This is a genomic window from Desulfonatronospira sp. MSAO_Bac3 (genome assembly GCF_003838035.1).
Lineage (GTDB): Bacteria > Desulfobacterota > Desulfovibrionia > Desulfovibrionales > Desulfonatronovibrionaceae > Desulfonatronospira > Desulfonatronospira thiodismutans.
This window is the reverse complement of sequence record NZ_QYZY01000305.1, coordinates 1-12,672: the sequence shown is the minus strand read 5'-3', so window position 1 is coordinate 12,672 and position 12,672 is coordinate 1. Positions and strand designations below refer to the sequence as shown.

Sequence of the window (12,672 nt, the reverse complement as noted above, 5' to 3'; positions counted from 1 at the left end):
CAAGGACCATTCCATAAGACATGTCTCGTCCTCGGCCATCCTGGCCATCCCCTTCGACACCGACGGCGGTCCCCTGACCGTGGAGATATGCATCAGCTGAGCGAACTATTCAGGCTGTGCTGCAATCGGCCAGCAGTTACCACCCTGGAGTCCCTGAATGGTTAAAACTCAAGTGCAGGCAAAAAGGGCCGCCTTAAAGCAGCCTCTTTTTTGCCTGCGATTGCGGCTTGCATCCGGAAAACCTTTCGACCGGTCAACCTAAAGGTCGATGCTTTCTCCGGGCTGCATGGCCAACAGCTCTGTACCAGGAGCTCTGGCCTGAAGCTCTTTTTTGTAATTCTCTGTATTCTGTTCCAGCACCGGAAAAGATCCCCAGTGCATGGGTACTGTCTTTTTGCATCCAAGAAGCCTGCAGGCCAGGGCCGCCTGCCTGGGATCCATGGTGAACACCCCGCCTATGGGCAGAATGGCTACGTCAATATCATAGAGTTCCCCCCAGAGCTGCATGGTGGCGAAAATTCCGGTATCCCCTGCATGATAGAGACAGGGGCCGCCTCCGGGCAGCGTTACAATAAAGCCTACACATGAGCCCTGATCCGCGGAATGATCAGCCTGGGTCATGGTGACCTGAACCCCTTCAAAGTCGATGGTCCCACCGATGTTGAACCCGATGCCGTTTACTATCTTACCCGGGTCTACCCCCATGGACTTGCATTTGCCGGCCACCTCCACAATGGCTCCCAGGTATGCCCCGGTTTTCTGGCAAATATCCACAGCCTGACCGATATGATCGGCATGGTCGTGGGTAACCAGCACCAGGTCGGCCTTCTTGACATCCCCTGAAGCTGAACCTGCTGACGGGTTGCCTTCAAACCAGGGATCGATGAGGATATTCAACCCGGAGGTCACAATCTCAAAATTCGCATGCCCGTGCCAGATAAGTTTGCTGGACATAAAAAATACTCCTTTCTTGTTAAGCTTCTCATGTTTACCCCGCTTGACTTGTGAAACCTTCTATCATTTCACTGGGTGAACCCCAGTGCATTGGAGGAAAATGTACGGGACAGGCAAGGCAAACAGCCCAAAGGACTCCCTGTCAAGGACAAAGGTTTCACTGGTACCCCATGCCCCATGCCCTCTTCCCCATGTTTACCCCGTGAAATATACGAAGTATCAGCGCAGCGAATTTCACCGGGACCCCATGCCCGCCTCATGCGCCATGCCCCATGCCCTATGCTTTCTTGCCCCATGCGCCATGCCCTATGCCCTCTGCCCTTAAACTTCATTCAAAAAATCCATAAACTCTCTTGGGGACATGATGCGGATATGGAAATATTTTTTCAGCTTTTTCAAATGCTGGTCTCCAGAAATGATAAATCCGGCGTCCAGGGCAATAGCGCATTCCAGAAATTTATCATCCCCTGAATCCTCCTGAATAACACTGAGGTCAGGAGTGACCCCCGCATAAAGACAGTTCCATCCCCTCGCGAACAGCCCGGACAGATCCTCCAGGCTTTTTTTATCCGTTACACCCAGTCTGATCAGCACCTCCATGTATTCTTCCACAATATCCTGAGAAAGACACAGGATAATCTGTCCATTTTTCCAGAGATCTATGGTTTGACGGGGGAGACCGCCGAAAAAAGAGGACACAAAAACATTTGTGTCTATGACAACTTTATATGTTTTTTTCCCTGACATCCTGTACTGCTTTTTCTATGTCAGACAATGCCGCTTGGCTGGAAAGCTGCCTGCCGATCCTGTCCCACAGGTCATCAATGTGGGCACTCATGTCTCTTTCGTTAATATATTTGATAAGCAGTTCCCTTACCAGCTCACTCAGATTTTTTCCTTCCTGCCTGGCCAATTGGCCCGCATGGTCTTTAAGACCTGGATCAATCCTGACAATCATCTGTGTGGACATTTTATCCTCCATTGTATATACAAATGTATAAGCTGATTTTTCTCCAATGAGTACCTGCTTAGACTTTTAAGGAAGCTGGGGACCAGTTCATAAGCATCATGCAAAATGCTGAACAGATATTCCAAAGACACGCTTCAAAACAGCTTGATTTAAAACTTATGTATAAACAATTTATATAGTTTCCAGCACAAGGTCAAGCCCAGTTCAACCCAGCTCTCCTCTCTTGTTCTCCCTGCCCCATGCCCCATGCCCTATGCCCTATGCTTTCTTGCCCCATGCGCCATGCCCCATGCGTCCTACCCTCCCTCCCAACGCCTGGACACACTGTTCTCTATGCCCAGCGAATCCATAATCCGGGCGGCTATATGCCGGATGAGATCCTGCATCTCTTGGGGCTTGTTGTAAAATCCCGGACACGGGGGCAGAATAACCGCGCCTGCATCCCTGGCCGCGAGCATATTCTGCAGGTGCACCCTGTTCAGGGGGGTCTCTCTGGGCACCAGGACCAGTCTGCGGTTCTCCTTGAGGGTGACATCCGCGGCCCTGTGTATGAGATTGCTGCCCAGCCCCTGTGCTATGGCAGCCAGAGAAGCCATGGAGCAGGGACAGACCACCATCCCCCCATGCTGAAAAGAACCGCTGGCCATAGGGGCACCCAGGTCATCCTGGCGATATATGTTCTCAACAAGACTCAAGGTTGCTTCATATCCGGGAGATTCCAGCTGAAGAACCTTGTATGCAGCACTGGAGACCACTAAGTGCAGCTCAATATCAAGACTGATAAGCTCCTGGACCAGGGTCAGGGCATAAGGCATCCCGCTGGCCCCGGTAATGGCCATAACAATTTTATTCATAACCTATCCTTTTTAATGACATAACTGGTGAACATACGCCAGATGAAGGGTGATATTATTTCAAAGACAACAGCCTTGACTTTTGAACCTTTGCAACATAACATTATTTTCTTAACGGGCAATTAGCTCAGTAGGATAGAGCGCCAGCCTCCGGAGCTGGAGGCCGCAGGTTCGAATCCTGCATTGCCCACCACCAAAAAATCAGCACTCATCCCATCAGATCAAATAGTCCTGAAGTATCAACATGTTTAAGTCTTTATTCGTTTAAAATAAACGTCAAAATCCTCAGCCATCCACAATTTCTTTGAGTCATTTTTTGAGTTAGAAGTCTTTTCTGAATAAAGCCTGTCCGAAAGTTCAAGGATTTTTTCCTTCATAGCCAGTTTTTCAGTCCAGTGCGGGGGGATGCCGTCAAAGCCGTAATATGCCCCGGCCAGCTGACCGCAGACAGCCGCTGTGGTGTCTGCATCATCTCCTAAGATTAGCGGCCCGCAGGACTGCATCTCTAAACGAAACGGACCTGGCAAAACACCACAGGGCCGCTTCCAGGCTCTGGACCACGTATCCGGTTCCATAAAGATCCGACTCATCTTTTTCCAGGTACCCTGCCCTGGCAATGGCTGTAATTTTCTTACTTCCCCGAAAAGAGTCCCTGTCCGCCAGGAGTATTTCTTCTTTGCTCCGCCCTGATAAAGCCCTGACCGTCATCCTGGCCAAGAGTCTGCAAGCATCGATGCATTCCTCTGCCCCGTGGGTTGTCCTGGAGCTTTGCCCGGCCATGCTCTCAGCCAGATCCATATCAGGAAAGTACTTCATGGGTACTGGTGCCAGGCGCATAATGGAGCCGTTGCCTGCCGACCTGGGATGGGTTGAACCGGAGTAAGGCTCACCGGTTTTCAGGTATATTTGCAAAGCCGAAGCCACGGTACTGCCGATATCAAAGCAGGACCCGGTGCTGCTCAGGTATCCGGTTTCCATCCACCTGCAGTATCTTTCCATCTGGTCCCGGACGTCAAACCCGCCCTTTTCAGTCAGGCTCTCTGCCAGGCACAGGGCCATGGTAACCATTCAGGGGGGTCTCGGTGGTGGCTACTGGCACCAGGCCTGGGGACTGTCCCGCACTTATTTTTCCAACGCCAACAGCCAAAAATTGTCCATCAGAAAAAAAATAAGTGCGGGACTGTCCCCCGGGACGTTTCCTGCGCCCCCTGAATGGTTACGAGGTATCATCAGTCCACTGACCCGGACGCAGATTAAACGGTCCTCCACCGACCATATCTCTGAGCGGCTCAAAGCTGCCCCTGGGCATAAACTCCACGGTGGTGCCCACGGCATCACCGGCAGCCAGGCCGGCGAGGCAGCCCCGGAATCTGTCTTGTGTGGTCAAAACTCTGTTCTACAAAGCAATAAATGGACTCTGTCTGCCATAGCTGGTGACCACCAGTTCCTGTCTGGCCCGGGTTGCTGCCACGTAGAACAGGGCTCTTTCCCTCAGTTCCCGGTCTTCTCTTTCCGCTGCATCATCCGTGGACTCTAAGGAATTGCGCAGGGGCATGATCCCGTCGTTGACCCCGGCCAGGATCATGGTCTCGAATTCCAGGCCTTTGACCCGGTGCATGGTAGCCAGTCTAAGACCCGGAGCGTTTCTGTCCTCTGCTGCATTGTGGCTGATGGCATATACCGGCACTGCGTTATCCTGCATTACCTGCTGGTAGCGCTTGAGCATGGATTTAGTCCTGACCGTTAGACAGGTCCGGGCCAGTGCGCCTTCTTCTTCCTTTTGCCGGACCAGCTGCACCAGGTATTTCTTTTCCGCCTCGAATGAATCAAAATGCTTTATATCCGGCTCCAGGCCCCGCATCAGCGATGTGGTGCCCTTAGTGTCGTCACGGCCTTCATCCAGATCATCGATGACAAGGTCTTCAAGTACACTTGTAGCCCAGCGTCTGGTCTCTTCGGTGGTCCGGTAATTGACCCGCAGTTTGCGGCTTCGACCCACAATCTTTATACCGCACTGCCCCAGGATTACCTTGTGCCGGTAAATTCGCTGGTGGCCATCACCTACAATAAAAAGGTCGTCTGGACCTTCCGGAACCATCTGCCGCAAAAGCCTGAAGGCCTGAGTGCCCATGTCCTGGGCCTCGTCCACCACAATGGATTTATATGGCAGCCTGAGTCCCTGCACCTCTAGTATATTCCGGGCATCGCGCATGGCATCATCCGGTTCGCGCCATCCGTTCTCATTCAAAAGCAGCCGGTATTCTTCAAAAACCGGCCAGATTGCCTTGCGCGCCTTGCGGTTCAGAGCCACACCGCGCCCTTTGCGCGAGGCTTTGCTGTAATCTTCAAAACTGGTCACTCCCTGGGGCTGGAGCACGCTGGACCACTCCTCCCGGTAAAAAGATTCCGGCAGAGCCGGTTCTTCCGGGGCGGCAGCCATGGCCTGCTTCCACAGCTCATCTGTCTTGTGGGAGTAGATGATGCTGTATGAATAGCCTGAACGTTTCAAAAAATCCGAAACCCACTTATCCAGATTGACCACCTCTATTCTGGCCTGCTCTTCCGGAGAACAGATGGTCTGCAGATTGGACTGGATATCCGCAGCCAGGTTCCGGGTAAAAGTGGTCATAAGAATCCAGTCATGCTCCCCGGTAAATATCTCCCTGGCCAGCCACCTGGCCCGGTGCATGGCTGCCACTGTCTTGCCGGTGCCTGCCTCCCCCAGAACCCGGACAGGTCCGTTCCAGCTGCGCTGCACAAGCTTGCGCTGGGTGGGATGCAGAAATACCCGCCACTTCTCTAATGGGGCCTGCAGCATGGCCTGCAGTTCCAGGTCATCAGTGATAACATGGAAACGCTGCTGGGAATCGGGCTGATCTAAGGCAGTCCTGATGTCGCTGGTATCCACCTCTTTTTCCGTCTCAGTCTTGCCGGTCTGGTCAAAGACCTCCTGCAGCGAAAACCCTTGAGCCAGAAAAAATAAAGCCTCGTAAGCCTCCTGGGGCAAAGAGCCAAGCATTTCATCCAGTTCTTCCTCTCTGGTGATTTTCCTGACCCTGGACAGCATCTCCCGGGGGACTCCCAGCTGCACAAGGTGCCTGTCGCGAAACTCATCAAACAGACCCGGCACAGCTGCGCTGCTTACTTCCTGCTGCTGGACCTCATGGCCTGGGACCTCCATTACGTCAAAAATCTGCAGACTCCCGGTATCGGGATGGACCGCGCATTTTTTGCGCCTGGCCCAGGCATAGGCCTCATCGTGGTGATCCACCCACAAAAGGACATAAACGTTGTCGCTGTCAGGTTTAAGTACAATACCCCGGTAATCGTCCCCGATACGCACCGAGCGAAACCCCGGGTGTGCAGCGTCATGTATCTTTTCGTAATTTATACCGGGAATCTCAGGATTCTGGCGGAACTTGGAAACGAAGCTCATGGCCTTGTTCTGGACTTTTTTGGGCAGGCCGGCAAAAGCATTGAAAAAATCACTGGAAATGGCCACAGTGGGTTGATTCTGGGACATAAAAAATCTCCCTATGGTTTTGAAGGGCAGGTACCCTTTTATTCATCCAGGGTGTAAACGTAACCATTCAGGGGGTCCTGGTTGGTGATTACTGGCACCAGGCCTGGGGACTGTCCCGCACTTATTTTTCCAACGCCAACAGCCAAAAATTGTCCATCAGAAAAAAATAAGTGCGGGACTGTCCCCGGGCCGGTTCCGGCGTCTACCTGAATGTTTACGTGTAAACAGTCCATCCATGTTCCTGCAGAATTTCTGCGTCCTTTTTTTGCTCATGAGTAAGGCAGGCAATCTTCTGTTCCGGCCAGGCCAGCTCTGCCTCGGCAAGCACCCTGCCCCCGGCATGCAGTTCAAAACCAACTTCAGGGGCAGGCCAGCCCTGGCTGCGCATCTGTGACAGGCGCTCATGCAGTTCAAGACCGGCAAGCTCAAAGGCCTCCTGCCACTCAGGATCGTCTTCCCGGGCAACTAAAGCATGAGATGCCCCTGCATCCTGATCTGAAAAACTCTCAATGAGCTGGTCATACATGCCCTGCCTGAGTCCCTGCCGGGTGCAGAAAAAGGCTCTGGGCAAAAACTGGAAGATATTATACAGGCGCAGGAAATTAATCCAGCTGCGCTCAAACCCTGTTTTCTCCTGGGCTTCTTCTGTATCATCCAGGCAGCAGAACAGGCGCACACCCGAAGGATCCGCACTTTTCAAGGCATTCCTGGAGGCCAGGACAAACAGGTTAACCGGCCCAGGGTTCAGGCTGCCGATCAGAGACTCGTGCACCCGGGCATCCAGCTCCTGCAGTAAAATATCCGGGACCACATGGTCCACCGCCTGCAGCCACTCATCTCTTGCATCCTGGGAAGGGCTCATGTCCAAGAGGCTTACAGCCTGGGCCAGGGCATAATTCTGCATATCCTTTGCCCGTAAATCAGCCAGAAAATGTGCCAGCAGGGAGAAATTGTCCCTGGTATGCAGTTCCCGGCATCCTTCCAGGTCAAGCTGGCTTAGCAGCTGCACGAACTTCTGCCGGCCCATGGGACTGTCCCCCGGATGCAGAAGATCCGCCACCTTTTCCTGTCTCTGCCTGACCTGTCCGTGGATATCCTTCCAGGTCAGGCTCCAGGTGTGAAAGCGCCCACTTTGCACCAGGGCCATACGCTGAGCCATATCCTGGCCCATGCGCTGCCTGTGAAAGGCCAGTCCATCGGCGTAAACAGCCACAGGTCTGCCGGCCTGCCTGCTCCGGGCTGAACGGATAACAAAATCCGCCCGGCTTGGTATCACCACTGCCTGTGCCTGTCCAAGCTCCACCTGGGGTTCCACCTCGTAGGCCTGCGCCCTTAGTCGCAGAAACCTCCCCGGTTTGCCCCGGATGACCTCTTTGCGCAGCTCCACTGTCCAGCCCTGTCTGTCCAGACTCTGCAGACCTTCCAGGAAAAGCACCTCAAGCTCGCTTTCCCCCAGGCCTTCCACCCGGATCTGCTGCAGATTGTCCACCTGGCGCAGGGTATCGCGGTGGGACAGAATTGTGGACAGCACTTCCTGGGCTGTCTGCCTGGAAGTGGTGGGCATAAGGTAGCTGTGACGATAGGCCAGAAGACAGTTGTAGCAGCCGTCACGGTCCGGGTCTTTGTGACAGGAGCAGTTGGTCAGGGCCTGCATGGCCTTTTCCAGGACAGTAAGCATGGTTTCGGAGCGCATGAGCTGCTTTAAAAAGCCGGTGCCCCCGGGCACAGTGTCGTACAGAACTAAGTACTGCTTACGCAGGCTGGAATCCGGCACCGGTTCCTGGCTCAAAGTGGTCTGGAGATGGTCTATGGCATAGGCTGAACCACCGAAGTGATGCCGAAGACCCAGCTGCAGTGCGGCCACAAAGGAATCCAGCCGCTTTTTGGAGGCCTCTATACCAGTAACCGGCACCAGGATCTTGATGGCTTCCGAGGTAAACTCCCGGTACAGAAAAACACTTTTGACAAAATTGGCCTCGCTGTCTTTATCCTTGGCTGGACAGCCAAAGGCATGCTTTATCCGGCCGTCACGCTTCTGGACTTTGCCGCAGTGCCTGCACAGCACAAAGCCCGCCCCCTCCAGGTCTTCTCCAGCCACCTGCATGGACCGGCTGTTTTGTCCCTGGGGACCGAAATTGATGTCTCGAAATACCGCCCTGGAGATAAACTCAAAACCAAAGGGGTGCTGCGGGTGTTCAATCTGGTAAGCATCCCTGATGGCCGCATTATCCACATCCACCAGGAGCTGGGTGCTGTAAAAGGCCGGGTCCCGCTGATCCGACTCGTCTGTTATGCGGCTGTCCCAGTCCGGGGCATTGGCCATGACCTGCCTGACCCGGACAAGTTCCTGCTTCCTGCCCTGGTCTGTCCACATGGGACTTGCGCACCTGGGACAGACTGCTGAACCGCCGGCCCTGGCCTCGGGCTCGCAATGGGGGCAGTTGCTGCAAAGTCTCCAGGTCTCCAGCCCTGCCGTGCGCAGGTCCACCTGGTCCACTTCCACCCGCCTGCCTTCGGCGTAAAAACGATTACCCGGGGCCAGTTCCCGCAGGCCGCTGGAGGCTGGACGCTCGTACTCAAAATTCAGGGTCTCGTACCTGCCCTGCCCTTTCTGCTGAATTTTCCTGCGGCGATAGATTATGGACTGCAGTAAAATCCCCTGTTCTGGAAAGGCATAGTTGGGCAGAAGCCCCTCGTCTGTTAGAAAATTGTAGGTGTCCCTGGAGTTGATATTGCGTATGAGGGCCATGAGCCCGGAGCGCTCCTGGCGCAGGCTGTCCATTTCATCCTCATGGTTCTTGTCCCGGACCGGGCTGTTCTCCCGGCGCTTTATCTCCCGGTACAGCCGGTCCACCTGGGTTTTTAGGCCCTTTCTTTCCTTTTGCAGGTCATACAGACGCAGCAGGATGCGATAGCCAAGTCCGGGATGCTCCTGGCTGTCTCCAAACACGAACTGCTTCAGATGATTAATGGAGTCCTGGCTTAGCTCCTGGTGAAAAAGACCTGCAAAATCGTCAAAAAGCCGGGTCTGTCTGGTCTGGATATACTCCATGAAGTTATGGGGAAAAACCTGTCTGTCCTGGCGTTGAAAGGTGTCCAGCACAGTGCTCAGGCGTGAAGGCACCGGGTCGGTTCCGGGACTGGCCTGCACCCAGCGGTCTAAGCAAAAGGCTGTAAACTGCCTCTCCAGAACTGCCGAGGCATCCAGATACACTCCCGGAGGATGTACGTAACCAGAGATCATCTCTAAGGGCCGGGCAAAAAAGTACAGGTCATGGGCCTGACCGGCAGCCACGGTCAGATTCAGGGCATTGCCGTCCTTGCGGCCGCTGCGGCCGGTTCTCTGGACATAATTGGCCTGCCCCGGAGGCACGGAACATTGCAGCGTGGCGGAAAGACTGCCGATATCAATGCCCATCTCCAGGGTGGGGGTACTGGACAGCAGGTTCGGATACCAGGGTTTTCGCTGTGCATCCGGGGTCTTGAATTTCTGCTCCAGCTCTTCCCTTGTGTCCCGGTCAAGCAGCCCTGTATGCTCCCTGGCCACCACCCGGTTGATTCTGCCCCGGATGTACAGCCGGCCATAGTAGTCCGCCCCTCTTTCTGCCGGGTCGAAAATCCCCTGACACCCCCGGCGCAGACAGGACATGCTGCTCCAGACCTCATGATCCGCCGCTGCCCCGGAAAGGCTGAAACCACAGATGCTGCACCTGAATTGCTGCACCTGGTTGGTGATCTGCAGGGCATCCGGCTGCAGGCCGTAAATATGGTGTCCGTCCTGGAAGCGGTCCTGAACCAGCCCGTGTTTGTTCAGAGAAGCAAAGACCAGGTTGTAAAACCGCTGGGCAAGCCCGGGCTGGCGCATGGCCAGGTTTGGAAAATAGTTGAAGGCCCACCACTCATACCAGCTGTTGCGGCTGCCGCTGTGAGTAATCTGAGGGAAACGGTCCATACCCGCCCTGGTGGTTACAAATCCCGGAGTGCGGGTCTTGGGACCGAATCCCGGCATCCAGTGCTTCCGCCTCTGGCTGATATAGTACTCTTTGCCCCAGTTTTTGACGTACTCCTCTAAGTCCGGGTCAAAGATGCCCCCCTGGTTTTTAATCTGGACAGTGAGGCCCATTAAAAAGGAGGCCAGTGCATTATTATTGATGCTCTGGCCTGAAGTGTCCCCTGAGTTCCCTGCAGTGCCCTGGGGCATCCGCAACTCTTCCATTTCGTTTTGCAGGATCATTTTCAGTTCTTCAATCACCAGGCCCATTCGCTCCGGGTCAGGTCTGGCCACAGAGGCCCCGGACTTTTCCAGAGTCCGTCCAATACGGCTGCTGAATCCATATTCTGACACGGTTTCAAAACGCAGGCGGCGGGCAATGAGGCTTCCAAGATCCGACCCTGATGGCAGGCAGTCATGCTTTTCTAAGTGTTCTGCATCATGCAGCCAGGTCATGTTGGAGGGCATAAAGGTAGCGGCGAAGTTTTCAGCATCCATCCGGCTCTGCATATAAGCCGGCATCTCCCGGGAAATACGCTGCAGGCTGTGGCCTTCGGCCCTGTCCTGTACATACTGCTGCAAAGCAGCCCTGAAGGTAAAACGAAACGTCCTGGCTCCGAAAAACCCGGCCCGGTGTGCAGCATCCTGGACATTATCCGAGAAGGCTATGCACTTGGGATCAAAATTGTAACTGGAAGACATGAACTGACCAATCATCACGCTGGTCAGGCTGGCGGCCCGAGAACCCAGCAGGGTCAGGCTGTTGTGAGCCCCGCAGGATGGGCAGTGCTTGACTGCAGATTCCGGCACCAGAACTGCTATGGTACCGGTCTGCCCGCACCCCCTGCATTCGTCTCCTGACTTATTTCCCAGGTGCAGGCACCAGGGGCAGAGCTGCATGCTGTGCCCGGGAAAAAAGGAAGATCTGCTGCCCTGCTCCTGGGGAAAAATACTGGTCAGTCTCTGGGAGGGCTTTTTGCTGAAAAAATCCACGTAGATGGCTTTCAAATCGCTTTGCAGGCCGGCACCATGCAGAGGAAGCCTGCCCAGCCAGCCCATCTGGCCGCATTCACGGCAATGCAGCAGAGGCAGATGCCGGTTTCTTTGATCCTGGGTCAGGTCATCTGAAAAGCGAATCTCCGGAGAAGAGCCTACTGAACAGACCATGCGCCTTAGTTCCCTGTACCAGTGCTGTACCCGGACATGGATAAAGGGCCGCAGTTCTTCCTGGTCCAGGCTTTTAGCGGTTGAAATGCAGGCCAGCAGACTTGACAGCAGAAGACTTGCGTACTCAGGTCCGCCGGATTTGACCTGGGGCGAGGCCTTGCCCCCGAGTTCGTCTAAGATGTGCTGCATGCTGCGCACCTGTCCGTCCACCACCCGCAACAGGTTGTGCACAAATACATGGCTTTTCAGAGCCTGGCCCAGGTCCACCCGCCACTGGCTCTTATCCGGTTCAGCCTGCAGATCCAGACCCGTCCACAACTGGATCTGGGCCTCCAGAAAATCCCTTGGGGTATCATACTTCTCCGGCTTTAAAGCATCCATATCCCGTGGTGCCGGTATGTCCACCCGGCTTATGAGCTCACCGCGCAAGAAATCATCCGCATTCAGGCGGCTCTCTGTAATGAGTGCCTCATGGTCAAAGTCCTGACCGAAGATTTTGCCGGCGTACCGGATCAACTGATCTGTGGAGTCATCACCCCCCAGAGTGGCCGAGGTGCCGATGGGGCACAGGTATCCGGCAGGAGTACCCAGCCTGGACTGCAGGCGGCGGAGCAGGCAGGCCAGGTCCGTACCCTGGGCACCGTCAAAGGTGTGAAGTTCGTCCACCACTATATAGCGCAGGGTCTCGGGATTGTTGGCGGCCCACAGTGCGGAGTCCCTGGCCCGGAGCAGCAGATAGTCCAGCATCTTGTAGTTGGTGAGCAGTATATCCGGCGGGCTTTGCCTCAAAAGGTCCTTATCCGTTATAATGTGATCTTCGCCCATGGTGGAACTGGGATCAGCGGTGCTTTGTCCCACAAAAAGCCCGGCAGTTACCCGGCCCCGTAGCCCCGGGTTTTTCCAGATGGTGGCCGCCAGCCTGGAAGCCTGGTCAAAGGCCAGTGCGTTCATGGGATAGAGCAGGATGGCCTTTATGCCTGGAGCACCGGAATTGACGCGGCAATATTCCAGGATGGGCTGGTTGTAGCACTCAGTCTTGCCCGAGCCGGTCCCGGTGGCGATAAGAGTCCCCCGGGGCTTCGGCCCGCAGAGCCTGGCAAAGGCCTTATCCTGGTGCCTGTAAGGAGTGTAGCCAAGGGGTACATGGGGAAAATATTCCTGGTCGCCGCCTTTTTCAAACGGCAGCTGCAGTGAAATGTACGGACCCTTGTTT

The 12,672-nt window shown here is 54.8% G+C and carries 9 protein-coding genes and 1 tRNA gene; 1 reads left to right on the top strand and 9 read right to left on the bottom strand.

Translation table 11 applies throughout. The features are described 5' to 3' along the window. Positions 1-258 precede the first annotated feature (258 nt). The 4 genes from D5S03_RS10720 to D5S03_RS10705 form a co-directional block, all read right to left on the bottom strand. Complete coding sequence (locus D5S03_RS10720; protein ID WP_008869416.1) at positions 259-954, bottom strand: metal-dependent hydrolase; 696 nt, start codon at positions 952-954, stop codon at positions 259-261. A gap of 321 nt (positions 955-1,275) precedes the next feature. After that, entirely contained in the window at positions 1,276-1,701 is a 426-nt protein-coding gene (locus tag D5S03_RS10715; RefSeq protein WP_008869417.1) for a putative toxin-antitoxin system toxin component, PIN family, read from the bottom strand. After that, positions 1,679-1,924, bottom strand: a complete 246-nt coding sequence (locus D5S03_RS10710; protein WP_008869418.1) for a hypothetical protein — start codon at positions 1,922-1,924, stop codon at positions 1,679-1,681. Before D5S03_RS10710 ends, D5S03_RS10715 begins: the two co-directional genes overlap by 23 nt. A gap of 296 nt (positions 1,925-2,220) precedes the next feature. Beyond that, positions 2,221-2,778, bottom strand: a complete 558-nt coding sequence (locus tag D5S03_RS10705) for a UbiX family flavin prenyltransferase (RefSeq protein WP_008869419.1) — start codon at positions 2,776-2,778, stop codon at positions 2,221-2,223. A 116-nt stretch (positions 2,779-2,894) separates the two neighbouring features. Here D5S03_RS10705 and D5S03_RS10700 point away from each other — a divergent pair. Continuing rightward, positions 2,895-2,971, top strand: a tRNA-Arg gene (locus D5S03_RS10700). A 55-nt stretch (positions 2,972-3,026) separates the two neighbouring features. On the opposite strand, the gene D5S03_RS13815 is transcribed toward D5S03_RS10700, so the two are convergent. The 5 genes from D5S03_RS13815 to D5S03_RS10680 form a co-directional block, all read right to left on the bottom strand. Next, positions 3,027-3,281 carry an ADP-ribosylglycohydrolase family protein gene (locus D5S03_RS13815; RefSeq protein WP_050775140.1) on the bottom strand — a complete coding sequence of 85 codons (255 nt, stop codon included), beginning with the start codon at positions 3,279-3,281 and terminating at the stop codon, positions 3,027-3,029. Beyond that, on the bottom strand, positions 3,247-3,846 hold the full coding sequence (locus D5S03_RS10695) for an ADP-ribosylglycohydrolase family protein (protein WP_050775141.1): 600 nt from the start codon (positions 3,844-3,846) through the stop codon (positions 3,247-3,249). Before D5S03_RS10695 ends, D5S03_RS13815 begins: the two co-directional genes overlap by 35 nt. Positions 3,847-3,994: 148 nt before the next feature. Continuing rightward, entirely contained in the window at positions 3,995-4,165 is a 171-nt protein-coding gene (locus D5S03_RS10690) for an ADP-ribosylglycohydrolase family protein (protein ID WP_083803930.1), read from the bottom strand. Positions 4,166-4,174: 9 nt separating this feature from the next. Beyond that, positions 4,175-6,301, bottom strand: coding sequence for a 3'-5' exonuclease (locus tag D5S03_RS10685; protein ID WP_287043958.1), 2,127 nt, complete (start codon positions 6,299-6,301; stop codon positions 4,175-4,177). Between the two features lie 214 nt (positions 6,302-6,515). Beyond that, positions 6,516-12,672: DEAD/DEAH box helicase family protein (locus D5S03_RS10680; RefSeq protein ID WP_287043956.1), on the bottom strand; the 6,157-nt coding region annotated here is incomplete at its 5' end.

Excerpts from the sequence above, each read along its gene's own strand:
- D5S03_RS10720 (WP_008869416.1), bottom strand. The coding sequence starts at position 954 with ATGTCCAGCAAACTTATCTGGCACGGGCATGCGAATTTTGAGATTGTG.
- D5S03_RS10715 (WP_008869417.1), bottom strand. The coding sequence starts at position 1,701 with ATGTCAGGGAAAAAAACATATAAAGTTGTCATAGACACAAATGTTTTT.
- D5S03_RS10710 (WP_008869418.1), bottom strand. The coding sequence starts at position 1,924 with ATGTCCACACAGATGATTGTCAGGATTGATCCAGGTCTTAAAGACCAT.
- D5S03_RS10705 (WP_008869419.1), bottom strand. The coding sequence starts at position 2,778 with ATGAATAAAATTGTTATGGCCATTACCGGGGCCAGCGGGATGCCTTAT.
- D5S03_RS13815 (WP_050775140.1), bottom strand. The coding sequence starts at position 3,281 with ATGCAGTCCTGCGGGCCGCTAATCTTAGGAGATGATGCAGACACCACA.
- D5S03_RS10695 (WP_050775141.1), bottom strand. The coding sequence starts at position 3,846 with ATGGTTACCATGGCCCTGTGCCTGGCAGAGAGCCTGACTGAAAAGGGC.
- D5S03_RS10685 (WP_287043958.1), bottom strand. The coding sequence starts at position 6,301 with ATGTCCCAGAATCAACCCACTGTGGCCATTTCCAGTGATTTTTTCAAT.